Below are 24,464 nucleotides of genomic sequence, written 5' to 3'. Positions count from 1 at the left end.
GCAATTTGGGCGGTTGGCTATCACGCACATTCTGGCGATACAAGGCTGTACGGGCGATAAGTGGCCCGTCGGTACCAGTCAGTCTCGCTTCCACGGCGAGTCGGGATCGGGCGAGCGCGAATACTCCTCCTCGTCGAGATCGATGGTCCTGGTATCCCTTTGCCGCGCGCGGCCGAGATCGACGCCGCGGATGTCGACCCGGGCAGCGATCCGTGAGCTGAGGAAGCGCCAGGCGGCGTCACGGAAAGCCGGCACGAAGAGCAGGAAACCAACTGCGTCGGTCACGAAGCCCGGAAGCAGCAGAAGGAACCCCGCGAGCAAGATCATCACGCCGTGGACGAGTTCGCGCTGTGGTACGCGCCCGGCATCGACCTCCTCGCGGATGCGGCGCAGCAGGCCGAAACCCTGCACGCGAAGCAGGATCGAACCCACGAGCGCGGTGACCAGCACCATCACCAGTGTGGGGATGATCCCGATCCGGCTGCCAACCAGAACGAATGCTGCGATCTCCATGAGCGGGACCGCGAGGAAAAGGATAAAGAGAAAGGGAAATCGCACGTCGGAATCTTTCCGGGGTTCAGGTGTCGAAAAATGGCTGCATTCCTTTAGGTAGTTAGCGCCGCATTGGATTTGAATGATAGACCGGCGCGTTCTATATGGGCGTAATGAGTTCACGCGGCGCCTGAGCAGGATACGGGTTTAACCGGCCGTGGCGCGGCCCGACCGGGATTGTTGGCGGACGAAATGGAATTCTTGGACTTCGGGACGCTTTTCTTCATCGTGGCTGCGGTCGTGATATTCCTGCAGCTGCGGAATGTGCTCGGCCGGCGCACCGGCAGCGAAAAGCCGCCTTTCGATCCCTATACCGCGAACCGCACCCGCGGGGCCGATGATCCGTCTCCCCAGGACAACGTCGTTTCCCTGCCGCGGCGCAAGTCGACGGGCGACGCCGAAACGGCCTATGCCGACATCGACAAGGTCGCCGCGCCCGGAACCGACCTGAACAAGGGACTGCGGGCTATTCGCGACGCGGACGCCAGTTTCGATCCCAAGGTCTTCCTGGACGGCGCCAAGATGGCCTACGAGATGATCGTCATGGCCTATGCCGACGGCGACCGGAAGACGTTGAAGAATCTCCTGTCCCGCGAAGTCTACGAGGGTTTCGTGCAGGCAATCGCCGAGCGTGAGAACCGTTCCGAGAAGATCCAGTCCTCGTTCGTCGGCATCGAGAAGGCCGACATCGTATCGGCCGAAATGAAGGGCACCGAAGCGCATGTCACCTTGCGCATCGTGAGCGAACTCATCTCGGCGACTCGCGACAGCGCCGGCTCGGTCATCGACGGGGATCCCGAGACGGTCGCCGAAGTCAAGGACGTCTGGACCTTCGCGCGCGACACCCGCTCGCGCGATCCCAACTGGAAGCTCGTGGCCACCGAAGCCGAAGACTGACAGGCGAGGGGATGAGGTGGCCCTGTCCTCGCTTTTCCGGCCCGTGGAGTTCGCGGATATCCCCGGGTGGTACCGGGACCGCATGGCGGCGGCCTTCGAAGCGTTCCAGCGGTCTGCCCGGCACGCCCTCGTAAAACCCTACAAGACCGGTTCGCTCGGCGTCGAGGCAGGCGCATTCATCCCCGCCTACGAGGCGGCCGTCGCGAGCGAGCGGCTGGACTACCATGCCTCGACCGCATTCTTCGAACGCTGGTTCGTCCCCTGTTCACTTCGACCCGAAAACGCCGATCGCGGTTTCGTGACCGGCTTCTACGAGCCGGAGGCGACGGCCTCGCCGACGCGTACCGCGCATTTTCGTCACCCGATCTATTCGCGCCCGCCGGATCTCATCGATCTGGACGAGAGCAACCGGCCGCCCGAACTGGATCCTTACCTCGCCTTTGGCAGGTCGGTCGGCGGCAAAGTCGCGGAATATCATGATCGCAGGGCGATTGAAGAGGGAGCCCTCGCAGGCAGGGGTCTCGAGATCGCCTGGCTGGAAGACGCGGTCGACGTCTTCTTCATCCACGTCCAGGGCGCGGCGCGCCTGAAGATGCCGGGCGGCGTCAAGCGGATCACCTATGCGGCGAAATCAGGCCAGCGGTTCACGGGACCGGGCGGCGTACTTGCCGACATCGGCGAACTGCGGCGGGAAGACATCACCATGCAGTCGATCCGGCAATGGTTCCGGGACCACCCGGGCCGCATCGACGAAATCCTCTGGCGCAACCGCTCCTTCATCTTCTTCCGCGAGGCGGACGTCGCTGATCCGCGGCTGGGGCCCGTGGCGGCCGCGAAGGTTCCGCTCACCTCGGGTCGTTCGATCGCGGTCGACCGGCTGCTCCACACGTTCGGAACGCCTCTGTTCATCCATGCTCCGGCCCTGGCGGCTTTTGGCGAGGCTCCATTCCGAAGGTTGATGATCGCGCAGGACACGGGTTCGGCGATCGTCGGTCCCGCCCGCGGCGATCTTTTCGCCGGATCGGGCGACGAGGCCGGCGAGATCGCCGGCGTCGTGCGCAGCGATGCGGATTTCTTCGCGCTGATCCCGAAGGCGCTGACGGGCAGTTCGGCATGAGCCGCAGGACTGGCTCCCGTCGCGACCTCAGCGAGGATGACCGCATCCTGTGGAACCAGGTCGCGCGCACTGCGATCCCGCTGAAGGGGAAAGCCCTGCCGGAAGAGATGGTCAATCCGGAGATCGATGCAGATGCATCGTTTCACGACGTGCTGTCGGCGGCAGATGCCGCCCCGCTCCCACAGCGGCCACGAAAGGCGCAGGAGCATTCGCATACACCCCGGACCATCGATCAGCCGACGCGGCAGAAGCTGGCGAAGGGGCGGCTGGCACTTGAGGCGCGGGTGGACCTGCATGGCATGACGCAGGGCGAGGCGCATGCGCTGCTGCTCGGGTTCCTTCACCGCGCTCACGCCATGGGTATTCGTCATGTCCTGGTCATCACCGGCAAGGGAGCGTCGCTGGGCAGCGAAGGCGTCCTGCGCAAGGCCGTGCCTGCCTGGTTCGCGACCCCGTCGTTCAGACCGCTGGTCGGTGGCTACGAGTTCGCCGCACGCCATCATGGCGGCGCCGGCGCGCTCTATGTGCGCCTGCGCCGGCAGTCGGAACTGCCGTCGCGATGACGCCTTTCGGGCTTCGGATGCGCGAAATGCGGCGCGAAAGAAAGGTCACGCAGAAAGAGATGGCCGATTCGCTCGGTGTCAGCGCCGCCTATCTTTCGGCCCTGGAACGCGGCCACAGGGGGCGCCCCAACTGGATGCTGATGCAGAAGATCATCGGCTACTTCAACATCATCTGGGACGACGCGGAAGAACTCGTGCGGCTGGCGGAGCAATCGCATCCGCGCGTGGTGATAGATACGGCCGGCCTGTCTCCTGCCGCGACGGAACTGGCAAACCTCCTGGCTGCGGAGATCGGTCTGCTGGACGAAAAGGATCTGGCCGAACTCATCGGTCTGGTGCGTTCGGCACGCCGGCGATAGACGGCGCCCGGTCGGTCTCGGGAAACAGCGCGCGCAGGTCCGGCAGTTTCTCGTTCACCATCCAGCCGTAGTAGTTTTCCTCCGGCAGTCGCGGTTGCTGTCCGTCCGCCGTGCGTGCCCGGTTTTCCGCCTTCAGCGCGCGGGCGCGGCCTTCCGGGTCGCCGACATTGTAGAGGGTGGCGGTGATGCCCGGATTGCTTGAGATGTCGTAATCGGCGATGGACGCGTAGGCGTCGATCGCCTTGCGGATCGTCGCCGCGACGTAAGTGAGCGTCAGGTCCGGATCCATGATGGTCCGGTAGACTTCCTGCGGATTGCGATGGTCGAGCCTCGGAAGTCGCGTCGCTTCGTGGACCACGTCGGTCATCGTCAGCGCGGTGAGGGGATTGAGCTGGCCGATCCCGAATGTCTGGCCGGCATAGAATGGCTGGAAGAAGACGGCGCTGAGGCGGTCGGCCGGAAAGGACTTGCCGCCGACGGTCTTGCCCCGGAAGACCGACGTCCAGACGCGTTCGCGGCACGTCCACACATCATAGCTTCCAACCGCGCCGGCGCAGACGCCGAACTCGGGCCGGGCGATGAAACTGTCGATGCTCTCTCCGTCGTAGGAGAAGCTGAAGTCCGAATTGAGGTAGGAGACCGCCTTGACGTAGTAGGTCTGCAGCCGGTCGTAGGCGTCGACGTTGTAGGTGTGCTCGCCGACAATCGCTGCCGCGACGTGGAGCGGATCGATGTCGAAATGCGCGGCTGCATCCTCGATCTTCCGGCGAAGCGATCCGTCGCTCTCGAGAAGGCGCAGGACCTTCTGGTACTTCCGCTCGTATGTCGTCTTCAGCGCGTCGGTGCGGGATGCCGAGCCGGCGGGGACCGGCGGCTGTTCGGCATGCCGGTTGCCCGGTGGTACGGGCGTCAGCGCCTGCGCGGGGACGACGGCCCACGCCAGCACCAAACCGATGGAGACATTCAGTAATTTCCCCATGCACCCAAGTCCGCGTACCTGCCGAAAAAAACTTCCGGGACCGTATTAAAACCGGCCCCGAGTGTCGAGCGCGCCGCAAATTCGATGGCGATTTGCCCCTAAACGCGTCATCAATCCTGCGTGATGGATTGCATCCGACGAATGTCGTCCGGGCGGAAACCTGTTTCGGCAAGGCGCCGTGCGCGTCGCCCTGCCGGGATTCCCGCCGCGGGCATTACAGGATGAAACGGGACAAATCTGTGTTCTTCGCCAGATCGCCGACATTCCTGTCGACGTATTCAGCATCGATCAGGACCTTTGAGCCCGAGCGGTCCGGGGCATCGAAGGAAATGTCGTCGAGTACCCGCTCCATCACGGTCTGAAGCCTGCGCGCGCCGATGTTCTCCACACTGGCGTTGAGGTCGACAGCGATCTGCGCGAGCCGGTCGATCGCATCCTCCGTGAATTCGAGGTCGACGCCTTCGGTCTTCATCAGAGCGATGTACTGCTTGATCAGGCTCGCCTCCGTTTCGGTCAGGATGCGGACGAAGTCCTCCTTTTCGAGCGCGCGGAGTTCGACGCGAATTGGCAGGCGGCCTTGGAGTTCGGGCAGCAGGTCCGACGGCTTGGCCACGTGGAAGGCACCGGAGGCGATGAATAGGATGTGGTCGGTCTTGACCGGCCCGTACTTCGTCGCGACCGTGGTCCCCTCGACCAGCGGCAGCAGGTCTCGTTGCACGCCTTCGCGCGACACGCCGGCGCCGACCCCGCCCTCCCGCGTGGCGATCTTGTCGATCTCGTCGAGGAAGACGATCCCGTCGTTCTGCGTCGATTCAAGGGCGCGCTGGACCACCTCGTCCTGATCGAGGAGCTTGTCAGACTCGTCGTTGATCAGATGGCCGTAGGAGTCCTTCACGGTCGTCTTGCGGGTCTTCGTGCGTCCGCCCATCGCCTTCGACAGCATGTCGTTGATGTTCAGCACGCCGATATTGGCGCCGGGCATGCCCGGAATCTCGAAGCCGCCCGGCGAGGTGTCCGCGACCTCGATCTCGATTTCCTTGTCGTCCATTTCGCCGCTGCGCAGCTTCTTGCGGAAACTGTCCTTGGTCGCCGGGCTTGCGGTCTTGCCGACGAGCGCTTCGAGGACGCGCTCCTCCGCGTTGACATGCGCCCGCGCCTTGACGTCCTCGCGCATCTTCTCCTTCACGAGCCCGATGGCGACTTCGACGAGGTCGCGGATGATCTGCTCGACGTCGCGGCCGACATAGCCGACCTCGGTGAATTTCGTCGCCTCGACCTTGGTGAACGGTGCCCCCGCGAGGCGGGCGAGACGGCGCGAGATCTCGGTCTTGCCCACGCCCGTCGGCCCGATCATCAGGATGTTCTTCGGCATCACCTCTTCGCGCATGTTGCCTTCGAGCTGCTGGCGGCGCCAGCGGTTGCGCAAGGCAATTGCCACGGCGCGCTTGGCGTCCTTCTGACCGATGATGTAGCGGTCGAGTTCGGACACGATTTCACGGGGGGAAAAATGGGTCATCTACTGTACGATCGAACCTTGAGGGGAGGGAGACGGTTGAAAACCGATGTGGGGAGAGTAGGGCGGACGATCAAGCGGCGTATGTGCTGCCATCCCGCTCCGAACGTGATGATGAGGGCGCCGATGACCAGCAGGATGAGAGCGAAGGGCGGAATTCCTGTGGTGTTGGCTGTCGAGTTCACCAGATAATAGATCCCGAGCGATCCGAAATAGGCGAGTGTGGGAACGAGCAGCGACCGGCGATCGATCGCCAGGGCGACATAGACGAAGCCGATGATGAGCAGCGTCAGCATTACCGTAGCACTCTCATCCGGTTCGGCCTGACCGAACGCGACGTCGTGGCCGGTAGCGAGGATGAAGAGAGGGTGGACCAGCATCGGCGCCGAAACGACGTGAAGCCAGAATGCGCAGTCCGACCAGGTGGTCCGTCGCTCCCGGTCATGGAGGTCGAGCGCCACAGCGATACCGAAAACGACGAGGCCGCACACGAGCGGCATGTAGAGCGAGGCGCGGACGAGTTCGGGAACGTCTTCGATCTGCGGGACTGCCACCGTCCCGACGGTCACGCCGTCATAAAGCAGTACCGCCGTCTGCAGGAAGGCGAGCAGCGTTGCGGACACCGCGACCACGCCGGCGAGCATCGGGACCCGAAACCGCCAGAAGTAACCGGTTGCCGCGGCGATGATGCCGCCGAACAGAAGATAACCCGCCGGGGCAGCCGTCTGGCGCAACGCGAGCACCTGCCAGACCGATTCCGGCCGGCTGATCGGATAGCGTTCCTGGACCGCGAGCCAGAGCAGAACAGTCACGGCGGCCATGAAGGCGAGGCTGAGCACCGTGGACGACAGCTTCATGCGGTGCTGCCGCGTCACGATCTCGGCTATTGCCCAGGCAAATGCGGCCGCCAGCGCGGCTATCCAAAAGGTACGGCCTGCCAACAGCGTCGACAGCACGAAATAGAACCCGGCGGACAGAAGGACGATACCGACGGTGACGAACAGATCGTTGCCGCCGCCGATCAGGCGCAAATTCTCTTCGGGGTTGGCCTCGTCATCTTCTCCCGCATGGAACCGGGGGAGTTCCATGGTCAGGAGCGTGTCGCGCTGCTCGCTGGTGATGATCCCGCCGGCCACCGCGCGATCGAGTGTCTCGGGGCTTATCATCCGGACACGCTGCTCGCGACATGACGCATGATCAGGCTGTCGCCGGTCTTGCCGGCGAGTTCGGCAATCGGTCGGAAGCCGGCTTTCTCGTAGGCGCGAACCGCGCGGATGTTGTTCGGGTCTGGATCGATGATGATCTGGCTGAAGCCGGTGTCCCGCAATCTCGCGACGAAAGCGACCAGAGCCTCGGTCCCGAGACCCATGGAAAGGTCGCTGGCGCTGCCAATTGATAGATCGACGCCGATCGTCTCGGCCGGCAGGTCGCCGAGCCAGGGATTTTCCGCGAGCCAGGTCCCGTTCTGGTGGTGGCCGACGAACCAGTACTGGATATAGCCGATGTCGCCGTCGTTCTTGCAGAAGATGAAAGGCCTCGTGGTGTCGCGCCCTTCCACCATATCCTGAATGTAGCCGAGTTCGATTTCCGGATCGCCCCACCATTCACGCCAGTGCGGTTTGCGCATCCATCGTCCCAGAAGCGGGAGATCGACCGACGCTACGGGCCGGAAGGAAATCATCAGCGTTCAGGCCGCATCCAGTGCTTCGACGACAACGCTCGAATTGGTGTAGACGCAGATTTCGGACGCGATCTGCATCGCCTTGCGCGCGATCTCTTCGGCGTCCTTGTCAGTGTCCATCAAAGCACGTGCGGCGGCGAGCGCGTAGTTGCCGCCAGAACCGATCGCCATCACGCCGTGCTCCGGCTCCAGCACGTCGCCAGTGCCGGTAAGCGCCAGCGTCACGTTCTTGTCGGCCACGAGCATCATCGCTTCGAGCCGGCGAAGATAGCGGTCGGTCCGCCAGTCCTTGGCGAGTTCCACGCAGGCCCGCGTCAGCTGGTCGGGATACTGTTCCAGCTTGGTTTCCAGTCGCTCGAGCAGGGTGAAGGCGTCGGCGGTCGCGCCCGCGAAGCCGGCGATCACGTTGCCCTTGCCGAGCCGGCGCACCTTGCGGGCGTTGCCCTTCATAATCGTCTGGCCGAGGCTGACCTGTCCGTCGCCGGCGATCACGACCTTGCCGCCCTTGCGCACCGTCACGATCGTCGTGGCGTGCATCGAATTCTCGTTTGCCATTGTCACTCCGGGAACGCGGTTGAGCTCCGCGTGCTGGGGAAGGATTGCACTGATGAGGCCTTATTTATGCGCGGCTTTGCCGATTGCAAACGCGGCGGCGAGCGAGTTCCATTCCGCCGTCCGAACTGGCATTAGCCCGGCCATGCTGTTAGAAGGCAGCCGCCAGCCGCTCGAGAGGATCAGGAGATGGATGCAGTCGCGACCGGACGCAAGGCGTCGGTGAGCCGCAAGACGAAAGAGACGTCGATCGACGTGACCGTCGATCTCGACGGATCCGGGAAATATGACGTCGCCACCGGCGTCGGCTTCTTTGATCATATGCTCGAGCAGCTCTCCCGCCATTCCCTGATCGACATGACGGCCAAGGCCAGGGGCGACCTGCACATCGACGATCACCACACGGTCGAGGACACCGGCATTGCGCTCGGACAGGCGATCTCGAAGGCGCTCCGCGACCGGAAGGGCATTACCCGCTATGCCTCGATCGACCTCGCCATGGACGAGACGCTGACCAGGGCTGCGGTCGATGTCTCCGGACGGCCCTTCCTAGTCTGGAACGTATGTTTTTCGTCGCCGAAGATCGGTACGTTCGACACCGAACTGGTGCGGGAGTTCTTCCAGGCGCTGGCGCAGAATGCGGGCATCACCCTGCATGTGACCAACCATTACGGGGCCAACAACCACCACATCGCCGAAACCTGCTTCAAGTCGGTCGCGCGCGCTCTGCGCTCTGCGCTCGAAGCCGATCCGCGCCAGGCGGGAGCGGTGCCGTCGACCAAGGGAACGCTGAACGGATAGGACGACAGATGGCAATCTACATCGTCATGGAGCCGCCGCGCAGCCGGCCCGATTCCGATCCGGTCTACGTGCGGGACGGGTTCTCTTTGCTCGGTTTCCTTCTGCCGCTCGTCTGGCTGCTCTGGAACAGGCTCTGGATCGAGACGCTCGTCTTCCTCGCGGTCACGTTGGCCCTTGGGCTCCTCGGTGAACGGGCGGGTGCGGCGGAGTTCGCGGTGGCGGGTATCTCGGTCCTGCTCGCGATCTACATCGGCATCGAAGGTTCCGTGTTCCGGGTGTGGGCGTTGCGCCGGCGCGGCTGGACGGAATGGGGCGTGGTAGAGGCCGAGGATCGCGAAGATGCCGAGGCTCGCTACATCAGCGAGAGCCTGGCGGCGCCGGAGCCGGCCATAGTTGCTCTCCCGATACGGCCAGGGACGCCGCAGACGCGCGGAACCGACAACGGCGCGCCCGAACTCGGACTGTTTGGCTATCCGGGAAGGACCTGACGGTGCGCGTCGCCATCATCGACTACGGTTCGGGCAACCTCCGATCCGCGACCAAGGCCTTCGAGCGGGCTGCGCGCGAGGCGGGGATTGCGGCCGAGATCGACCTGACCGACGATGCGGAGCGGGTTCGCCGCGCCGATCGCATCGTGTTGCCGGGCGTCGGCGCCTACGCCGACTGCGTGGCAGGACTTCGCGCCGTGACAGGCATGTGGGAAGCGATCGAGGAGGCGACCGGAAACGGAGGAAAGCCCTTTCTCGGGATCTGCGTCGGCATGCAGCTGATGTCGGAACGCGGGCTGGAGAAGACCGTCAGTCGTGGTTTCGGCTGGATCGCAGGCGACGTGAAGGAGATCGAGCCGACCGATCCGTCGCTCAAGATCCCGCAGATCGGCTGGAACACGATTCACGTGAAACATCCCCATCCGCTGTTCGATGGCATCCCGACGGGAGCGGACGGCCTGCACGCCTATTTCGTTCACTCCTACCACCTTGCAGCGAAGCGCCCGGAGGATGTCTTGGCCGTGACCGACTACGGCGGCGAGGTCACGGCAGCCGTTGCGCACGACAACCGCGCGGGCACGCAGTTCCATCCTGAAAAGAGCCAGACGCTCGGCCTGGCCCTGATCGCGAATTTTCTGAGGTGGAAGCCTTGATTCTCTTTCCGGCGATCGACCTGAAGGACGGCCAGTGCGTGCGCCTGAAGCTCGGGGACATGGCAACGGCAACCGTTTACAATTCCAACCCTGCGGCGCAGGCGAAAGCCTTCGAGGAGCAGGGGTTCGAATGGCTGCACGTCGTCGATCTCAACGGCGCTTTCGAAGGCCAGAGCGTCAACGGCGCGGCGGTCGAGGCGATCTTGAAAGCGACCAGGAACCCGGTGCAGCTCGGCGGCGGCATCCGCACCCTCGCCCACATCGAAGACTGGCTGAAAAAGGGCCTCGCCCGGGTGATCCTGGGCACGATCGCCGTGCGCGATCCCGACCTCGTAAGAGAGGCCTGCAAACGCTTTCCAGGCAAGGTGGCCGTCGGCATCGACGCCAAGGGCGGCAAGGTGGCGGTCGAGGGTTGGGCCGAGGCCTCGTCGCTTGGCGTGATCGAACTGGCGAAGAAGTTCGAGGGAGCCGGGGTGGCCGCCATCGTCTACACCGACATCGACCGCGACGGGGTCCTGACCGGCATCAACTGGGAATCCACTATCGAGCTGGCCGACTCCGTCTCGATCCCCGTCATTGCCTCGGGTGGGCTGGCGTCGATCGCCGACATCGTGCGCATGACCATGCCGGACGCCGCCAAACTCGAAGGCGCCATCTCCGGCCGGGCGCTCTACGACGGGCGGATCGATCCGGCCGAAGCGCTGTCGATCCTGTCCGGCAATTCAAAGCCGCCGCGCGGCATGCTAGACTGATGCAATGAACATCCAGTCGAAACTGCCGACCACACCGGACGAGTTCCTTCGCTGGAACGAGGGGCGCGAGGGCAAGCGCGAGTTCGTGCGGGGAAGGGTGGTCGAGATGATGATCAACGTCACGAAGCGCCATGCCGTACTCGCGACCAGGCTTGCGGCAATTCTGCTTCGTCAATTCCCCTATCCGGAATTCGCGGTCGGCTCTGCAGACTTTGGCGTGAGGACGCCCGCGGGAATCCGCTATCCGGATATCTTCGTCGATCGGGCGACACCGGAAAGCTTGGACAGCGATCTGGCAGCCTCGTGCCCAATCCTTCTCGCCGAAGTGCTGTCGTCGTCGTCACACGATCGGGATTTTGTCGAGAAGCTGTCGGATTACACGGGCGTGGAGACGCTGCTGTACTACCTGATCGTTTCACAGGACGATCCGCGCGTATGGCAGTGGTCTCGGACAGGTGGAGGATGGGTGGGGCCTGCGGAACTCGCGGGTCGCGATAAGTGCATCGAGCTTCCGGACCTGGGCGCCAGGGTCGAACTGTCGGAACTCTATGCCGGGATCGGGCAGTGATCACCTCATGACACTCAAATCCCGCGTCATACCCTGCCTGGACGTCAAGGACGGCCGTGTCGTCAAGGGCGTCAACTTCGTCGACCTCGTCGATGCCGGCGATCCGGTCGAGGCGGCCAAGGCCTATGATGCGGCAGGTGCAGACGAACTCTGCTTCCTGGACATCACCGCTTCCTCCGACAACCGCGAGACGATCTTCGACGTCGTCGCCCGCACGGCCGAACAGTGCTTCATGCCGCTGACGGTCGGCGGGGGCGTCCGCCAGATCGCCGACGTCCGCAAGCTGCTACTCGCCGGCGCCGACAAGGTGTCGATCAACACGGCGGCGGTCAACGACCCGGATTTCGTCGCCGCGGCCGCCGACAAGTTCGGCAACCAGTGCATCGTCGTCGCCATCGACGCCAAGAAGGTCTCCCGGCCGGGTGAGCGGAACCGGTGGGAGATCTTCACCCATGGCGGGCGCACACCGACGGGCATCGATGCGATCGAGTTCGCGCGGAGGGTCGTTGATCTCGGCGCCGGCGAGATTCTGCTGACCTCGATGGACCGCGACGGAACCAAGGCGGGCTACGACCTGCCGCTCACCCGCGCGGTGGCCGATGCGGTCCGCGTGCCGGTGATCGCCTCGGGCGGGGTGGGAACGCTCGATCATCTCGTCGAAGGCATCCGAGATGGCCACGCGACGGCGGTGCTCGCCGCCTCGATCTTCCATTTCGGCACCTACACCATCGCCGCGGCGAAGGCGCATATGGCGGCGGCCGGGCTCGCCATGCGACTCGACTCGCCTGCCCATCCGCACTAAACGCCCGCCATGGCCGATTTTTCGCTCGCCGACCTCGAACGGATCATCCGGGAACGCGCCCGTTCGGGCGATCCGGACTCATGGACCGCGAGACTTTTTGCATCCGGGATGGAGAAGGCCGCCAAGAAGTTGGGCGAAGAGGCGGTGGAGACGGTAATTTCCGCCGTCGGCCGCGACCGCGACGGCCTCGTTTCGGAAAGTGCCGATCTCCTCTATCATTGGCTTGTGGTGCTCGCGATCGCCGAGGTTCCGTTGTCGCGCGTGCTGGATGAACTCGAGCGCCGGACAGGACAGTCGGGAGTGGCCGAAAAGGCCGCGCGGTCGCCTGGCCGGGCATGAGGATGGGGCGGTTGGCTCTCGATGAAGCGGCGGCGGCGATGGATCAACTTGCACCGAATTTGAGATATTCGCCCTATCGCTTTTTCACGGCGGAGAGATGGGCCGGGTTCCGGGCCGACACGCCGCTGACGCTCAGCGAGGACGAGGTTCAGCGCCTGAGTTCGCTCAACGATCCCATCGATCTCGATGAAGTGGCGCGGGTCTATCTCTCCATGTCGCGCCTGCTTTCGGCGCATGTCGAGGCCTCGCAGCTCCTGTTTCGCCAGCGCCAGGTGTTCTTCAACGCCGACGACGCGGTGAAGACGCCGTTCATCATCGGCATCGCCGGGTCGGTCGCCGTCGGAAAGTCGGCCACCGCGCGCATCCTGAAAGAACTGCTCGCCCGCTGGCCGTCGAGCCCGAAGGTGGATTTGGTGACGACGGACGGCTTCCTCTATCCCAACGAGGTGCTGCGCCGCGAGAACCTGATGGAACGCAAGGGGTTTCCCGACAGCTACGATGTCGGCGCGCTGCTGCGGTTCTTGTCCGGCATCAAGTCCGGCGAGCGAAACGTTCCCGCTCCGCTCTATTCGCACCTCACCTACGACGTGCTGCCCGGCGAATATGCGCTGATCGACCGGCCCGACATCCTGATCTTCGAGGGAATCAATGTCCTCCAGACGCGCGAACTCCCGAAGGACGGCCGCGCGGTTCCCGTGGTGTCGGATTTCTTCGATTTCTCCATCTTCCTCGATGCGGACGAGAACCTGATCCACAAATGGTACATCGACCGCTTCATGCGGCTGAGGGAGACGGCCTTCCGCAATCCGGACTCCTTCTTCCACCGCTATTCGACGCTCTCGGCCGATTCCGCCCGGGCGATCGCCGAAGGGCTGTGGAACAACATCAACCTGAAGAACCTGCGCGAGAACATCCTGCCGACCCGCCCGCGCGCCGACCTGATCCTGCGCAAGGGCGCCAACCACCGGGTCGAGGAAGTGGCGCTGCGCAAGCTCTGAGGCGACGAGGGGCGGAACGCACATGCGGGGCTTTCGCTTGTTTCGGCCCCCGGAACCGGCTCAAGGGTGATCCGGGACGGACCGGGAGCCGGGTCGGCATGACGTGACGGGTCCGTCCCTGGACCCCTGCCCACCCAATCCCAGCGCCTGCGACCTCCGTCCGCATGACAGTGCGGAGAGGCGAGCGATACGGGTCTGTTTCGTCGAGGCGTCTGGCTGTCACGACGTGTCGGGCGCGGGCAGCGCCGGCACCGGGCGTCTGGACCGCGCAGGGGCGCGCGGCAGCGGCGCCGGACGGGTCTCGGGGGTGGCGAAACCCGCTCGACGCCGGGCCCGCGCCAGCAGGGAACGAAGCATCCGCGCCAGTGCCCGGAAATCGGCGGCGAGCCGCTCGGCGCGGTCTCCCGCGTGCGACCCCGCGATGGCCGCCGGGGCGCCGGCCGGAAGGCCGATGACGAAGGATCGTGCGACGGCTTCGCCCTGAGTCAGGAAGACGAGGGCGGGCAGCTGGAGACACAGGGGCAGACCGGCCGCGCGGTCGGCGAGACCGGCGAAGGAGACGAGCAGCGCCAGGATCTGCTCCAGAACATCGCCCTCCCTTCTCCAGTCCATCCGTCCCGTCCTCCGGTGTTCGCGCAGGGATTGTCGCAAGTCCGAGAAGGGCGTGGATGAAAAAATTTCGGTGGCGGTCGATCCGGCGCGAGGCAGGGCGGCATCGCGGCCGCGATGCGGCGGGGGGGAGTGCGGGGACGGTCTAAATCTGTCCCCGCGTGACGCGGCGCAGGGTGAGGTTGATGCGGCCCTCGTTCTTCAGGAGCATCGAGGTGCCGGGATAGATGCGGTCGACGCCGTGGAAGGCGAGGCGCCCTTCGCCGCCCAGCACCACCAGATCGCCGCTGCCGAGCCGCACCGACGTGGTCGGCGCGCTCCGCGCAGTTCCGCCGACGCGGAAGAGGCAGTCGTCGCCGAGGGACAGCGACACGACGGGGGCGCCAAGTTCCTGCTCGTCGCGATCCTGGTGCAGCCCCATCTTCGCGTCGGCCGAATAGAAGTTGACCAGACAGGCTTCGGGCGGCAGCGGGAAGTCGGCGACCTCGGCCCAGATATCGAGCAGCATCTTCGGGATCGCCGGCCACGCCTCGCCCGTCACCGGATGCGTCGCCTGATAGCGGTATCCGCGCTCCTTGTCGGTGACCCAGCCGAGCACCCCGCAATTGGTCATGCGCACGCTCATCGGCTTTCCGGTGCGCGGCATCGCGGGGAGGTAGAGCGGGGACTGCGCAACGACGGCGCGGATCTCTTCGAGCAGCGCCTTCTGGGCCGATGCGTCGAGGTAGCCGGGATGGCGGTTCGCTCCGGGTGCTAGGGTATGCAATGCTCGATCCGTTGAAGGTCTACTTTTGTTGTAGAGATGTGATGGTATAGACATCGACGCAACCCGTAGTGGGTATAAGCCCCTTTATTTCACAAGGCCATTAAACGAATCACCCATCAAAATTAAGTTGCAAGCCGTGGGGGGCGATTACCATGGCGCGATATTTTCCAATTGTGCGGACCAAACAGGGCGAGGCGGACGCGCTCCGTAGGCTGAGTATGACCGCGCGTCACAGGATCACTCCTATTGTAAACATAGTTTCCAGTCCTTCCCCTGGCATCGCAGCGACCCTTGGCTCTGCATGGACTGGTTTACCGATGGCATTGGATGGCCGATATAATCACGGCGTCACAGGTTCATCTGCTTCTTTCAATGCGATATTCGGAGGGCTTGGAGCAGCTGGTGTTCCGGTTATTCCCGCGATTTCGGTCGGTTCTCCACATGGATATGTTTCGGCCGTTCAAGCCGCTGTGGGGGCCTTCGGTCCCGGTCTAGTTGTAATTGCTAGGCTCGCAGATATCCCATCTCTCACGGGTTGGGTGGCCAGCAATGGATGGGCGGTGAGTAACGTTGATCTGGTGGTCTCAGCAGGTGACGTTTCGGCACATGATCCGGTAACGTATGCTGGATACGTCAATCATGCGCTGGCTGCCATACCGACGCCGTCACCATGGCGATCACTTTCTCTGCATTCGTTCTGCGCTCCGGTGGACCTTAGTGGTATGTCTCAAGGAAGAAATCTTGTGCCCCGCCGGGACTACCAGCTTTGGCAGGCCGTAAGCGTATCACGCGCGGGCTTGGACTACTCGGATTGCGGACACGTAAACGCGTCTATGGAAGAGCCACCAGGAGTGGCTATGGCCTCTGCTACCGTCAGCGTACGCTATGCGATTGACGACTTCTGGATAGTCCGGAAGGGTGTAAGGGTTAGCGGGCCGACAGGACAGCCCATGACTACCCAATACAGAGCGCACGCCCAAGCCCTAGTGGTCGAACCGAGCTTCAACGCCGTACCAAATTGCTGGGCTGATGGTCAGATTGCAAACTACGCCGCAGGACCGGGGAACGCTGGAGGGAGGCAGCAGTGGGTCACCATCGGCATGAACCGTCATCTTTCACTAGTGACTCACCGCCTGCCCTAGCCACGCTGAACGACGCTTCAACCTTTCGCGGACGCATGCCGACAATTCGTGAAAAGGCAGTTCAGTCGCAAGTCGCTCATGTACCGCAGAAACCGGTTTACTCCTCACCCCTCTCGCAAGCCCGCGTTCCTCAAGCGCGGAAAGAGCCTCTTCTTTCCACAATAGCCCGGCTACAAGTATAGGATCAGGCGCGGGATTCCGCTGCGCTGGTCGGCACGGCGTAAGTTCCACGTGATCATGTACAAACCTAGCAGTAGTGACGCCCCACCACTTGGGGATCATATCGTACGCGCGATCAACATGTTTCGTACCTACTACAAGAGTCACCTGGTCAAAGATGCGAGAGTAGGTCCGCTCTTGCAACGGAAGTCTATCTAGCGTGTCTCTATCACTTTTTATCTCAATACCAGATAGTTCTCCGTTGATGACGGCTACATCAACTCGCACACTGCCCGACCAAAGCCCCATTTCCTCGACGATCCTTGTCGAAGGATCATCGCAATGTAGAATCAACAAATGCCGCATCACTGCGGCTCTTACGTCCTTGTCACGCATTCCTGCCCCTGCTGTCGCTTCGGTTGGCGACGTATCACGCCCACAGTATAGTAAACAAATATTTAGGTCAATGAGCCTTACCTATTTACACGAGGACATTGTACCTAGTGTAAGAGTATCAGTAGTATGTCGGACGATTGGAAAGCAAAATGTGAGGCAAAATGGCCGTATTTTATTCCCTTGTTACGTCCCATGCGAGCAGCAGTCTGGTTTGTAAGAATTTCATTGCCGATGGGGCCCCACGCAATGGAAAGCCGGCGGTTGCCCGCCGGCTCATGATCGCGCGGAACGCAGAACCTACTTGTCCACGCCGCCCCAGATAGCCTCGGCGGTCTTCACCACCAGCTCCAGCTTGCGCTTCTGGTCGTCCGCCGTGACCTTGTTGCCTTCCTCGGTGGAGGCGAAGCCGCATTGCGGGGCGATGCCGAGCTGGTCGAGGTCGGCATATTGAGAGGCCGCCTCGAACTTGCGCTTAAGGTCCTCGATGTCCTCGAGCTCGCCGGTCTTGGTGGTGATGAAGCCGGGCAGGACGCGCTTGTTGCCCTTCGGCAGCAGGCGCAGCGGCTCCAGCCCGCCGGCGCGCTCGCTATCGTACTCCATGAAGTAGATGTCGACGCCGGTCTTGTTGAAGATCGCGTCGGCGGCGGGGTCGTAGGCGCCCTCGGCGGCATAGGTCGAGACGAAATTGCCGCGGCACATGTGCATGCCGATGACCATGTCGTCCGGGCGGTCCTTGATCGCCTCGTGCATCATGAAGGCGTAGCGGTCGATCAGCCAGTCGGGATCGAGGCCCTCGGTCTTCTTGGCCTCGCGGTGCTTGGGGTCGCAAAGGTAGGCAAAGAAGATGTCGTCCATCTGGAGATAGCGGCATCCGGCGTCGTAGAACACCTTCACGGCCTTGGCGTAGGTCTTCGCCAGATCGGCGAACAGGACTTCCACATCCTCCTGGTATTCCTTCGGGTGGATGTCCGCCTTGGCGGTGCGGAAGTGGCAGCAGCTAGGGCCCGGAATGGAGATCTTCGGCGTCACGTTGGTGTTCGCCGCGACGAACTTGAAGTGCTCGATCATCGGATGGTCGTCCGGAAAGTCGAGCTTGCCCGTGATGGTCGGATAGACCGGGCGCAGCTTGACGCCGTGGAACTGGACGCCTTCCTCACGCTCCTCGAGGTCGAGCCCGGTCAGGCCGCCCATGAAGTCGTAGTGCCAGAACGAGCGGCGGATCTCGCCGTCGGTCACCGCGAGCAGCCCGACGTCCTCCTGCAGCTTGATCGCGTCGCGGATGGCCTCGTCCTCGATGGACTTCAGCCCGGCGGCATCGATGGAATGGTCTTCGTAGAACTTCTTGCGGGCGTCCTTGACGGACTGGGGCCGCAGGAGGCTCCCCACATGGTCGGCGCGGTAGGGTGGCTTGGAAACGCTTGTGGAAGGCAATGCATTCTTCTCCTGATGGAAAGGCTGATTTAGTCTACCGCATAGGCCCGGGCCGGCTCCGACTCAAGAGCCGGATCGCCGCGAATGCCGGCCAGCGTCAACCATATGCGCGGTCGGACATCGTCATGCCAAGATGCCCACTGGCAACGCAAATGGTTTTATCGTATAACAATGCAGGACCAAGGGAGGAATTCCAATGAAAATGCTGAAATGCTCCATAGCCGCTGCCGTCGCGTTCGGCGCGATGACCGTATCGACCTTCGCGCAGGACGTCACCTTGCGCTTCCACCAGATGCTGCCGCCGCAGGCGACGATCCCCGCCAAAGCGATCAAGCCCTGGGCGGAAAAGGTGATGAGCGAGTCGGGCGGCCGCATCAAGGTCGAACAGTTCGACGCCATGTCCCTCGGCGGCAAGCCGCCGGAACTCTATGACCAGGCCAAGGACGGTGCCGTCGACCTGATCTGGACCGTGATCGGCTACACGCCGGGCCGTTTCCCGACAACTGAAGCCTTCGAGCTTCCGTTCATGATGACCACGGGCGAGGCCACGTCGCGCGCGTTCCAGGAATATTGCGAAAAGAACTGCATGGACGAGTTCTCGGACGTGAAGGTGATCGCCTGGCACGCCCACGGACCCGGCCTGATCCACTCCAAGGATCCGGTCAACAAGCTCGAGGACATGAACGGCCTCAAGATCCGCGGCGGTTCGCGCGTCATCAACCAGATGCTCGAGAAGCTGGGCGCTACGCCCGTCGGCATGCCGGTTCCCGCCGTCTCGGAAGCGCTCTCCAAGGGCGTCATCACCGCCACGACGATCCCGTGGGAGGTCACGCCGGCCCTGAAGGTCAGCGAACTGGTGAAGAACCATACGACCTTCTCCGGCAAGAACGGGCTCTACACCCAGACCTTCGTCGTCGCCATGAACAAGGCCTCCTACGACGCTCTGCCCGATGACCTGAAGAAGGTCATCGACGCGAATTCCGGCATGGAGACCGCGGCCTTCTTCGGCCGCGTCATGGACGAGGGCGATGCCGCCGGCAAGGCGATCGCCGAAAAGCTCGGCAACAACATCATCGTGCTCGACGAAGCCGAGACGCAGCGCTGGAAGGATGCCGCCGAGCCGCTTATCGAGGGCTGGGAAGCCGAGATGGACGGCAAGGGCAAGGACGGCAAGGCGCTCGTCGAGGAAGCCCGCTCGCTGGTCGACAAGTATTCCGGCAATATGTAAGCCGCGAAACCACGCTCTGGACATCGACGGCCGCGGGAAACCGCGGCCGTTTCCTTTCGCGGGTCCTTCTCCCGCCGCCTCGCTCGGTGATAATCTCACCCTGAACGGACTGCGGGAGTGAGCATGAAGCGTTCGACCGTCAATCGCATTCTTGCCGAAGCGGACGAGTTCATCCGTTCCTTCGGATACCGCCTGCCGCCGTTCGCCTACTGGTCGCCTGCCGAGATGACGGAGCGCCGCAACGACATCGCAGGAATCGTCGACGCGCGGCTTGGCTGGGACATCACCGACTACGGCAAGGGCGATTTCGAGCGGCTCGGCCTGTTCCTCTTCACAGTGCGCAACGGCACGGCGGCCGATCTGAAGCGCGGTCGCGGCAAGCTCTATGCGGAAAAGATCATGATCTCGCGGCGCGACCAGCTCTCGCCGATGCACAGCCACGTCATCAAGGCCGAGGACATCGTCAACCGCGGAGGCGGAACGCTGGCGATCGAGCTTTTCGCCTCGGCCCCGGACGGTTCGATCGGCCGGGCTGCCGCCGTGTCGGTGCCGACGGACGGCGCGATGCGGACGCTCCCGCCCGGCGGGATCTTAAGACTCGCACCCGGCGAGAGCGTCACGCTGCTGCCGGGCGTGTGGCATGCCTTCTGGGCGGAGGAAAAGGACGTTCTGGTCGGCGAGGTCTCGACAGTGAACGACGACCTGACCGACAATGTCTTCGCCGAGCCGCTCGAGCGCTTCTCCGGAATCGAGGAAGATGTCGAGCCGCTCCATCTGCTCGTGTCCGACTACGGGACGTGGCTCGGCTGATACCGAGGAGGATGTAAGGGAGGTAAGAGCATGTCCGATATCGCCCATCTCGCCGCTGCCATCTTTCGCAAGGGCGCGGGCCGCGAGCGCGTCCTCGTCGCCATCGCCGGCCCGCCGGCTGCGGGAAAGTCGACGCTCGCCGAAGCGCTGGTTCCCCTTCTGCCGGAAGGTTCGGCATTCGTCCTGCCGATGGACGCCTTCCACCTCGACAACCGGATTCTCGAGGCGCGCGGCCTGATGGCGCGCAAGGGGGCGCCGGAGACGTTCGACTTCGGAGGCCTGCGCGCCACCCTGCAGCGGATTCGGACGCGCGAAAGCGACGTCGTCATTCCGCTCTTCGACCGGGCGGAGGATTTCTCGCGTGCCGGCGCCTCGGTCGTCGGCAGCGAGGTGAAGTTCGTGCTCGCCGAAGGCAATTACCTCTTGTCCGACGAGGAGCCATGGTCGGGACTGGCACCGATGTTCGACTTTGCGGTGTTCCTCGACGTTTCCGAGGCCGAGCTGGAGCGGCGACTCACGGAACGCTGGCTTTCCCACGGCCATGCGCCGGCGCAGGCGCGAGACCGCGTGTTTTCCAACGACTTGCCCAATGCGCGTCGCGTTCTGACGCGCCGCCGCCCCGCGGACATGGAATTGAAGGTGTAGTGCCACCGGATCGTGCATATTGGGAGCAGGGACGAACACATGAAAATCGGCTTCATCGGGCTTGGCAACGTCGGCGGCAAGCTTGCCGGGTCGCTGTTGCGCAATGGCTTCGACCTGACGGTGCGCGACCTCGATCGCGGCGCCGCCGCGCGTTTCCTGGACGGCGGCGCGAAATGGGGGGAGAGCCCGCGCGCGATGGCGCAGGCCTGCGACATGGTGATCACCTGTCTGCCCTCGCCGGCCGCGTCCGCGCAGGTCGTCGAAGCCGACGACGGCATACTGGCCGGTCTGGGAGAGGGAAAAATCTGGTCGGAGATGTCGACCACCGACACGGCCGAGATCACGCGGCTGGCGGCAAAGGTCGCCGCCCTCGGCGCTTCCGCCGTCGATTGCCCGGTTTCGGGCGGCGTGCACCGCGCGGCGACCGGCAACATTTCGATCTTCGCCGGCTGCGACCGCGCGGTGTTCGAGCGCGTCCTGCCGGTCCTGAAGGTGCTCGGCCGCCGTATCCTGCACACCGGACCGGTCGGCACGGCCTCGACGCTGAAGGTCATGACCAACTATCTCGCCACTGCCAACCTCCTGACGCTGTGCGAGGCACTGGTGACCATGAAGGCGGCGGGCATGGACCTCGCCACGACATACGAGGCGATAAAGATTTCCTCCGGCACGTCCTTCGTGCACGAGACCGAAAGCCAGCTGATCCTCTCCGGCTCGCGCGACGTCGACTTCTCGATGGACCTCGTCATGAAGGACATCGGCCTTTTCCAGAAGATCGCGGAACGGAACGGCATTCCGCTGGAGATATCGCCTCTGATGATCGACATTTTTCGCGACGGCCAGCGCCGCTACGGCGAGCGGGCGAACTCGGACGACATCATCCGCCGGCTCGAGGAGGCGACCGGCCTGTCGATCCTGGCGCCAGGTTTCCCGCGGGAACTGGTCGACGACGAGCCGGAAGAACCGGGCTACGAGGTCTTTCCGCCCGGTCGATCTTCCTGAACGGATCGAGGGCCGGACGGCTACTCCAGTACGATGCGCGGAAAATAGAAGGACACGACCCAGTTGGGCGCGTCGACGATCTCGCTGATCCGGAGATCGCCGCAGACCGAGCAGAGCATGTAGGCCTCTTCCGGCGCCATGCCGCGCGTGGAAGCCAGAAGATCGATCATGCCGGAGACGGCATTGCGCGCCGCCTCCATGAGGTCGGGCCCGACGCCCGTCGTCACCTCGTAGCCCGAGCCGTCGAGATGGCGCGTCACCGGGCCGGGTGTAGTGAAGCGCGGCATGGGCGGCGCCTTGCGCTTGATCAGATCGAAGGTGAACGTCGCGTCCATGGCGCTTTCGATCGCCGTTCCGCAGATCTCACCGTCACCCTGCGCGGCATGCGTGTCGCCGACCGAAAACAGCGCACCGCGGACCTCCACGGGCAGATAAAGCACGGTGCCGGCCGAAAGATCGCGTATGTCGAGATTGCCGCCGACCCGGCGCGGCGGAACGATCGAATGCAGTCCGGGTTGCGCGGGCGCGACGCCGATCGTACCGGCAAACGGCTTCAGCGGAATACGGGCGTGGCGACCGAACATCGCGGGCCTGGCGGCCCGACTGTCGTATTCCCACAAATGCAGGCGCGGCTCACTGAACTGGTCGGCGAGCAGGCCGAAGCCGGGGATGATCGCCGTCCAGCCGAAGCCGGAAGGCTCGAAATTCCCGATCGTCACCTTCAGACAATCGCCGGGCTCGGCTCCATCGACGAAGACCGGACCGGCGACCGGATTGACCCGGGCGAAATCGAGCGCCCTCACGTCGGCGTCGACCGAGGCCGGTCCGAAATGACCGTAGCCGGCATCACGGCACTCGAAGCGCACCGTTTCGCCGGGCGCGATCGTCATCGCCGGCGGAAGGGAATTGTCCCATCCGCAATGGCAGTTCGCCGAATGGATCGTCCTTTGTCCCATTGCCATGGCGCGGTTCCTTCTCGTCGCGGGGTGCGGCTGTCAGGTTGCCATCAAGCGACGGCGAATGCACGCGGGTCAGGGAACGAATTTCGGGAGTCAGCAGGAGCCGCCGCGACTCCCCTCCCCCGTGAGGGGAGGGGTTGGGGGTGGGGGGCCGCCCGAAGGGCGCAATAGGGCCAAGTGTTGGAGAGATTTTCGATAGATCGAAGGAAATGGGTCCTTCTCGCGCTACGCGCGGACCCCCACCCTGACCCTCCCCTCAAGGGGGAGGGGACGACGGCGCGGCGCTCTGCGGCAAGCCTTTCAAGTGGAGATTTGCCGAAGTCTCAGCCGAGCACGTCCTTCACCGCTTCCGCCGCCTTGCCGACGATCTCGTCTGCTTCGGCGCGGGTGAGGCAGAGCGGAGGGGCGAAACCGAGGATGTCGCCCTGCGGCATGGCGCGCGCGATGATGCCCTTCTTCAGGAGCGCCGCCGCGACCGCCGGCCCGACTTTTTTTGCCGGATCGAAGAAGGTCCGCTTCTCCCTGTCCTCGACGAACTCGACGGCGCACAGCATGCCCTCGCCGCGCACGTCGCCGACATGGACATGGCGGCCGAGTGCGTCCTTCATCGCGCTGTTCAGGTAGGCGCCGGTCTCGCCGGCGTTTTTTACGAGGCCGAGGCTGTCGATGAGCTTCAGATTGGCGACGCCGGCCGCGGCGCCGATCGGATGAGCCGAATAGGTCCAGCCGTGGCCGATCGGGCCGTTTTCGTCGGTGCCGCGCTCCAGCACTTCCCAGACCTTTTTCGAGATGATCGAGCCGGACAGCGGCGCGTAGGCGGAAGTCAGCCCCTTGGCGATGGTGATGATGTCGGCCTCGATGCCGAAATGGTCGGACCCGAACATGGTGCCGAGCCGGCCGAAGCCTGTCACGACCTCGTCGGCGATGAGCAGGATGTCGTGCTTCCTCAGCACGGTCTGGATGGCTTCCCAGTAGCCTGTCGGCGGCGGAACGATGCCGCCCGTGCCGAGCACCGGCTCACCGATGAAGGCGGCGATCGTGTCGGCGCCCTCGCGCTCGATCAGCGTTTCGAGTTCCGTGACGCAATGTGCGACGAAATCCGCCTCGCTCATGGCGAGGTCCGGCCGGCGGTAGAAGTACGGCGCTTCCGTGTGCAGGATGCGGTCGAGCGGCAGGTCGAACTTGTCGTGGAAGAGCTTCAGCCCCGTCAGGGAACCCGTCACCAGGCCGGAGCCGTGATAGCCGCGCCAGCGCGAGACGATCTTCTTCTTCTCCGGACGCTCGAGGATGTTGTTGTAGTACCAGACGAGCTTGACGTTGGTCTCGTTGGCGTCGGATCCGCCGAGGCCGAAATAAACCTTGGACATGTTCTTCGGCGCGCGTTCCAGCACCATTTTCGCCAGCGTCACAGAGGCTTCCGTGCCGTGGCCGACATAGGCATGGTAGTAGGCGAGTTCCTTGGCCTGCGCGGCGATCGCCTCGGCGATCTCGGGGCGGCCGTAGCCGACGTTGACGCAGTAGAGCCCCGCGAAGGCGTCCAGCAGGCGGTTGCCGTCGCGGTCCTCGATGAACACGCCCTTGCCGCCGGTGACGATGCGGTTCGGCGTCTCGCCCCGCGCATGCTGGGCAAGGTGCGTGGAGGGGTGGAAGAAATGGTCCCGGTCCCACTGGTCGATCAGGTCGTTCTTCAGCATGTTTTCTCT

General features: G+C 63.8%; 29 protein-coding genes. 17 read left to right on the top strand and 12 right to left on the bottom strand.

The window, feature by feature from the left end; translation table 11 throughout:
* Nucleotides 1-78: 78 nt before the first annotated feature.
* Nucleotides 79-558: an FxsA family protein gene (locus ABGN05_RS08420; RefSeq protein ID WP_367953565.1), complete on the bottom strand. Its 480-nt coding sequence runs from the start codon at nt 556-558 to the stop codon at nt 79-81.
* A gap of 186 nt (nt 559-744) precedes the next feature.
* Between ABGN05_RS08420 and ABGN05_RS08415 the strand changes: the two genes are divergently transcribed.
* From ABGN05_RS08415 to ABGN05_RS08400, 4 genes are read left to right on the top strand one after another with little or no spacing between them, the layout of a single operon-like run.
* Nucleotides 745-1,449, top strand: a complete 705-nt coding sequence (locus ABGN05_RS08415; RefSeq protein ID WP_367953564.1) for a Tim44/TimA family putative adaptor protein — start codon at nt 745-747, stop codon at nt 1,447-1,449.
* A gap of 16 nt (nt 1,450-1,465) precedes the next feature.
* Nucleotides 1,466-2,566: a murein transglycosylase A gene (gene mltA / locus ABGN05_RS08410; RefSeq protein ID WP_367953563.1), complete on the top strand. Its 1,101-nt coding sequence runs from the start codon at nt 1,466-1,468 to the stop codon at nt 2,564-2,566.
* A complete protein-coding gene (locus tag ABGN05_RS08405) occupies nt 2,563-3,129 on the top strand; it encodes a Smr/MutS family protein (RefSeq protein WP_367953562.1) in 567 nt (188 codons plus the stop codon). The genes mltA and ABGN05_RS08405 overlap by 4 nt, the downstream gene beginning before the upstream one ends.
* Nucleotides 3,126-3,488: a helix-turn-helix domain-containing protein gene (locus ABGN05_RS08400; RefSeq protein ID WP_367953561.1), complete on the top strand. Its 363-nt coding sequence runs from the start codon at nt 3,126-3,128 to the stop codon at nt 3,486-3,488. Before ABGN05_RS08405 ends, ABGN05_RS08400 begins: the two co-directional genes overlap by 4 nt.
* On the opposite strand, the gene ABGN05_RS08395 is transcribed toward ABGN05_RS08400, so the two are convergent.
* From ABGN05_RS08395 to hslV, 5 genes are all read right to left on the bottom strand, one after another.
* On the bottom strand, nt 3,454-4,467 hold the full coding sequence (locus ABGN05_RS08395; protein WP_367953560.1) for a DUF1402 family protein: 1,014 nt from the start codon (nt 4,465-4,467) through the stop codon (nt 3,454-3,456). The two genes, ABGN05_RS08400 and ABGN05_RS08395, sit on opposite strands and share 35 nt — an antisense overlap.
* Before the next feature lie 214 nt (nt 4,468-4,681).
* A complete protein-coding gene (gene hslU / locus ABGN05_RS08390) occupies nt 4,682-5,983 on the bottom strand; it encodes an ATP-dependent protease ATPase subunit HslU (protein ID WP_367953559.1) in 1,302 nt (433 codons plus the stop codon).
* Nucleotides 5,980-7,146: a hypothetical protein gene (locus ABGN05_RS08385; protein ID WP_367953558.1), complete on the bottom strand. Its 1,167-nt coding sequence runs from the start codon at nt 7,144-7,146 to the stop codon at nt 5,980-5,982. Before ABGN05_RS08385 ends, hslU begins: the two co-directional genes overlap by 4 nt.
* On the bottom strand, nt 7,143-7,661 hold the full coding sequence (locus ABGN05_RS08380; RefSeq protein WP_367953557.1) for a GNAT family N-acetyltransferase: 519 nt from the start codon (nt 7,659-7,661) through the stop codon (nt 7,143-7,145). Before ABGN05_RS08380 ends, ABGN05_RS08385 begins: the two co-directional genes overlap by 4 nt.
* 6 nt (nt 7,662-7,667) lie before the next feature.
* Entirely contained in the window at nt 7,668-8,216 is a 549-nt protein-coding gene (gene hslV / locus ABGN05_RS08375) for an ATP-dependent protease subunit HslV (protein ID WP_367953556.1), read from the bottom strand.
* Nucleotides 8,217-8,402: 186 nt separating this feature from the next.
* Here hslV and hisB point away from each other — a divergent pair, with 186 nt between their 5' ends.
* From hisB to coaA, 8 genes are read left to right on the top strand one after another with little or no spacing between them, the layout of a single operon-like run.
* Complete coding sequence (gene hisB / locus ABGN05_RS08370; protein ID WP_367953555.1) at nt 8,403-9,014, top strand: imidazoleglycerol-phosphate dehydratase HisB; 612 nt, start codon at nt 8,403-8,405, stop codon at nt 9,012-9,014.
* A gap of 8 nt (nt 9,015-9,022) precedes the next feature.
* Nucleotides 9,023-9,502 carry a DUF2628 domain-containing protein gene (locus ABGN05_RS08365; RefSeq protein ID WP_367953554.1) on the top strand — a complete coding sequence of 160 codons (480 nt, stop codon included), beginning with the start codon at nt 9,023-9,025 and terminating at the stop codon, nt 9,500-9,502.
* Nucleotides 9,503-9,504: 2 nt separating this feature from the next.
* The gene (gene hisH, locus ABGN05_RS08360; RefSeq protein ID WP_367953553.1) at nt 9,505-10,155 is read left to right on the top strand and encodes an imidazole glycerol phosphate synthase subunit HisH; all 651 of its coding nucleotides are present in this window, start codon (nt 9,505-9,507) and stop codon (nt 10,153-10,155) included.
* On the top strand, nt 10,152-10,907 hold the full coding sequence (gene hisA / locus ABGN05_RS08355; protein ID WP_367953552.1) for a 1-(5-phosphoribosyl)-5-[(5-phosphoribosylamino)methylideneamino]imidazole-4-carboxamide isomerase: 756 nt from the start codon (nt 10,152-10,154) through the stop codon (nt 10,905-10,907). The genes hisH and hisA overlap by 4 nt, the downstream gene beginning before the upstream one ends.
* Nucleotides 10,908-10,911: 4 nt before the next feature.
* Nucleotides 10,912-11,475, top strand: coding sequence for a Uma2 family endonuclease (locus ABGN05_RS08350; RefSeq protein ID WP_367953551.1), 564 nt, complete (start codon nt 10,912-10,914; stop codon nt 11,473-11,475).
* A 7-nt stretch (nt 11,476-11,482) separates the two neighbouring features.
* On the top strand, nt 11,483-12,277 hold the full coding sequence (gene hisF / locus ABGN05_RS08345) for an imidazole glycerol phosphate synthase subunit HisF (protein WP_367953550.1): 795 nt from the start codon (nt 11,483-11,485) through the stop codon (nt 12,275-12,277).
* Nucleotides 12,278-12,286: 9 nt separating this feature from the next.
* Nucleotides 12,287-12,616: a phosphoribosyl-ATP diphosphatase gene (locus ABGN05_RS08340; protein ID WP_367953549.1), complete on the top strand. Its 330-nt coding sequence runs from the start codon at nt 12,287-12,289 to the stop codon at nt 12,614-12,616.
* Nucleotides 12,617-12,654: 38 nt separating this feature from the next.
* Nucleotides 12,655-13,614 carry a type I pantothenate kinase gene (gene coaA / locus ABGN05_RS08335; protein WP_367954343.1) on the top strand — a complete coding sequence of 320 codons (960 nt, stop codon included), beginning with the start codon at nt 12,655-12,657 and terminating at the stop codon, nt 13,612-13,614.
* Between the two features lie 219 nt (nt 13,615-13,833).
* On the opposite strand, the gene ABGN05_RS08330 is transcribed toward coaA, so the two are convergent.
* Together ABGN05_RS08330 and ABGN05_RS08325 are read right to left on the bottom strand one after the other, a co-directional pair.
* The gene (locus ABGN05_RS08330; RefSeq protein ID WP_367953548.1) at nt 13,834-14,226 is read right to left on the bottom strand and encodes a hypothetical protein; all 393 of its coding nucleotides are present in this window, start codon (nt 14,224-14,226) and stop codon (nt 13,834-13,836) included.
* A gap of 142 nt (nt 14,227-14,368) precedes the next feature.
* Nucleotides 14,369-14,989 carry an alpha-ketoglutarate-dependent dioxygenase AlkB family protein gene (locus ABGN05_RS08325; RefSeq protein WP_367953547.1) on the bottom strand — a complete coding sequence of 207 codons (621 nt, stop codon included), beginning with the start codon at nt 14,987-14,989 and terminating at the stop codon, nt 14,369-14,371.
* A 152-nt stretch (nt 14,990-15,141) separates the two neighbouring features.
* Here ABGN05_RS08325 and ABGN05_RS08320 point away from each other — a divergent pair, with 152 nt between their 5' ends.
* A complete protein-coding gene (locus ABGN05_RS08320) occupies nt 15,142-16,131 on the top strand; it encodes a beta family protein (protein ID WP_367953546.1) in 990 nt (329 codons plus the stop codon).
* Here the strand turns inward: ABGN05_RS08320 and ABGN05_RS08315 are convergent.
* Both ABGN05_RS08315 and ABGN05_RS08310 read right to left on the bottom strand, forming a co-directional pair.
* Nucleotides 16,108-16,686, bottom strand: a complete 579-nt coding sequence (locus tag ABGN05_RS08315) for a sce7726 family protein (RefSeq protein WP_367953545.1) — start codon at nt 16,684-16,686, stop codon at nt 16,108-16,110. The genes ABGN05_RS08320 and ABGN05_RS08315 overlap by 24 nt on opposite strands.
* A 297-nt stretch (nt 16,687-16,983) precedes the next feature.
* Entirely contained in the window at nt 16,984-18,117 is a 1,134-nt protein-coding gene (locus ABGN05_RS08310; RefSeq protein WP_367953544.1) for a 5-methyltetrahydropteroyltriglutamate--homocysteine S-methyltransferase, read from the bottom strand.
* A 196-nt stretch (nt 18,118-18,313) separates the two neighbouring features.
* Here ABGN05_RS08310 and ABGN05_RS08305 point away from each other — a divergent pair, with 196 nt between their 5' ends.
* The 4 genes from ABGN05_RS08305 to ABGN05_RS08290 all read left to right on the top strand — a co-directional run bounded on the left by ABGN05_RS08305 (nt 18,314) and on the right by ABGN05_RS08290 (nt 21,802).
* Nucleotides 18,314-19,345 (top strand): TRAP transporter substrate-binding protein, encoded by a 1,032-nt coding sequence (locus ABGN05_RS08305; protein WP_367953543.1) that lies wholly within the window; start codon nt 18,314-18,316, stop codon nt 19,343-19,345.
* 123 nt (nt 19,346-19,468) lie between these two features.
* Nucleotides 19,469-20,155 (top strand): D-lyxose/D-mannose family sugar isomerase, encoded by a 687-nt coding sequence (locus ABGN05_RS08300; protein ID WP_367953542.1) that lies wholly within the window; start codon nt 19,469-19,471, stop codon nt 20,153-20,155.
* Nucleotides 20,156-20,185: 30 nt separating this feature from the next.
* Complete coding sequence (locus ABGN05_RS08295) at nt 20,186-20,800, top strand: nucleoside/nucleotide kinase family protein (RefSeq protein ID WP_367953541.1); 615 nt, start codon at nt 20,186-20,188, stop codon at nt 20,798-20,800.
* A 39-nt stretch (nt 20,801-20,839) separates the two neighbouring features.
* Entirely contained in the window at nt 20,840-21,802 is a 963-nt protein-coding gene (locus tag ABGN05_RS08290; protein WP_367953540.1) for an NAD(P)-dependent oxidoreductase, read from the top strand.
* A 20-nt stretch (nt 21,803-21,822) separates the two neighbouring features.
* On the opposite strand, the gene ABGN05_RS08285 is transcribed toward ABGN05_RS08290, so the two are convergent.
* Together ABGN05_RS08285 and ABGN05_RS08280 are read right to left on the bottom strand one after the other, a co-directional pair.
* A complete protein-coding gene (locus ABGN05_RS08285; protein WP_367953539.1) occupies nt 21,823-22,764 on the bottom strand; it encodes an acetamidase/formamidase family protein in 942 nt (313 codons plus the stop codon).
* Nucleotides 22,765-23,084: 320 nt separating this feature from the next.
* Nucleotides 23,085-24,455 carry an aspartate aminotransferase family protein gene (locus tag ABGN05_RS08280; protein WP_367953538.1) on the bottom strand — a complete coding sequence of 457 codons (1,371 nt, stop codon included), beginning with the start codon at nt 24,453-24,455 and terminating at the stop codon, nt 23,085-23,087.
* Between the last annotated feature and the right edge of the window lie 9 nt (nt 24,456-24,464).

This window comes from Aquibium pacificum (assembly GCF_040839445.1).
GTDB lineage: Bacteria > Pseudomonadota > Alphaproteobacteria > Rhizobiales > Rhizobiaceae > Aquibium > Aquibium pacificus.
This window is presented reverse-complemented; position numbering and strand designations above follow the sequence as displayed.

Bases quoted from the DNA above. Each gene is read 5' to 3' on its own strand.
- ABGN05_RS08415 (WP_367953564.1), top strand. From the start codon at position 745: ATGGAATTCTTGGACTTCGGGACGCTTTTCTTCATCGTGGCTGCGGTC.
- ABGN05_RS08405 (WP_367953562.1), top strand. From the start codon at position 2,563: ATGAGCCGCAGGACTGGCTCCCGTCGCGACCTCAGCGAGGATGACCGC.
- ABGN05_RS08400 (WP_367953561.1), top strand. From the start codon at position 3,126: ATGACGCCTTTCGGGCTTCGGATGCGCGAAATGCGGCGCGAAAGAAAG.
- ABGN05_RS08395 (WP_367953560.1), bottom strand. From the start codon at position 4,467: ATGGGGAAATTACTGAATGTCTCCATCGGTTTGGTGCTGGCGTGGGCC.
- hslU (WP_367953559.1), bottom strand. From the start codon at position 5,983: ATGACCCATTTTTCCCCCCGTGAAATCGTGTCCGAACTCGACCGCTAC.
- ABGN05_RS08385 (WP_367953558.1), bottom strand. From the start codon at position 7,146: ATGATAAGCCCCGAGACACTCGATCGCGCGGTGGCCGGCGGGATCATC.
- ABGN05_RS08380 (WP_367953557.1), bottom strand. From the start codon at position 7,661: ATGATTTCCTTCCGGCCCGTAGCGTCGGTCGATCTCCCGCTTCTGGGA.
- hslV (WP_367953556.1), bottom strand. From the start codon at position 8,216: ATGGCAAACGAGAATTCGATGCACGCCACGACGATCGTGACGGTGCGC.
- hisB (WP_367953555.1), top strand. From the start codon at position 8,403: ATGGATGCAGTCGCGACCGGACGCAAGGCGTCGGTGAGCCGCAAGACG.
- ABGN05_RS08365 (WP_367953554.1), top strand. From the start codon at position 9,023: ATGGCAATCTACATCGTCATGGAGCCGCCGCGCAGCCGGCCCGATTCC.
- ABGN05_RS08350 (WP_367953551.1), top strand. From the start codon at position 10,912: ATGAACATCCAGTCGAAACTGCCGACCACACCGGACGAGTTCCTTCGC.
- hisF (WP_367953550.1), top strand. From the start codon at position 11,483: ATGACACTCAAATCCCGCGTCATACCCTGCCTGGACGTCAAGGACGGC.
- ABGN05_RS08340 (WP_367953549.1), top strand. From the start codon at position 12,287: ATGGCCGATTTTTCGCTCGCCGACCTCGAACGGATCATCCGGGAACGC.
- coaA (WP_367954343.1), top strand. From the start codon at position 12,655: ATGGATCAACTTGCACCGAATTTGAGATATTCGCCCTATCGCTTTTTC.
- ABGN05_RS08330 (WP_367953548.1), bottom strand. From the start codon at position 14,226: ATGGACTGGAGAAGGGAGGGCGATGTTCTGGAGCAGATCCTGGCGCTG.
- ABGN05_RS08320 (WP_367953546.1), top strand. From the start codon at position 15,142: ATGGCGCGATATTTTCCAATTGTGCGGACCAAACAGGGCGAGGCGGAC.
- ABGN05_RS08315 (WP_367953545.1), bottom strand. From the start codon at position 16,686: ATGCGTGACAAGGACGTAAGAGCCGCAGTGATGCGGCATTTGTTGATT.
- ABGN05_RS08305 (WP_367953543.1), top strand. From the start codon at position 18,314: ATGAAAATGCTGAAATGCTCCATAGCCGCTGCCGTCGCGTTCGGCGCG.
- ABGN05_RS08300 (WP_367953542.1), top strand. From the start codon at position 19,469: ATGAAGCGTTCGACCGTCAATCGCATTCTTGCCGAAGCGGACGAGTTC.
- ABGN05_RS08295 (WP_367953541.1), top strand. From the start codon at position 20,186: ATGTCCGATATCGCCCATCTCGCCGCTGCCATCTTTCGCAAGGGCGCG.
- ABGN05_RS08290 (WP_367953540.1), top strand. From the start codon at position 20,840: ATGAAAATCGGCTTCATCGGGCTTGGCAACGTCGGCGGCAAGCTTGCC.
- ABGN05_RS08285 (WP_367953539.1), bottom strand. From the start codon at position 22,764: ATGGCAATGGGACAAAGGACGATCCATTCGGCGAACTGCCATTGCGGA.
- ABGN05_RS08280 (WP_367953538.1), bottom strand. From the start codon at position 24,455: ATGCTGAAGAACGACCTGATCGACCAGTGGGACCGGGACCATTTCTTC.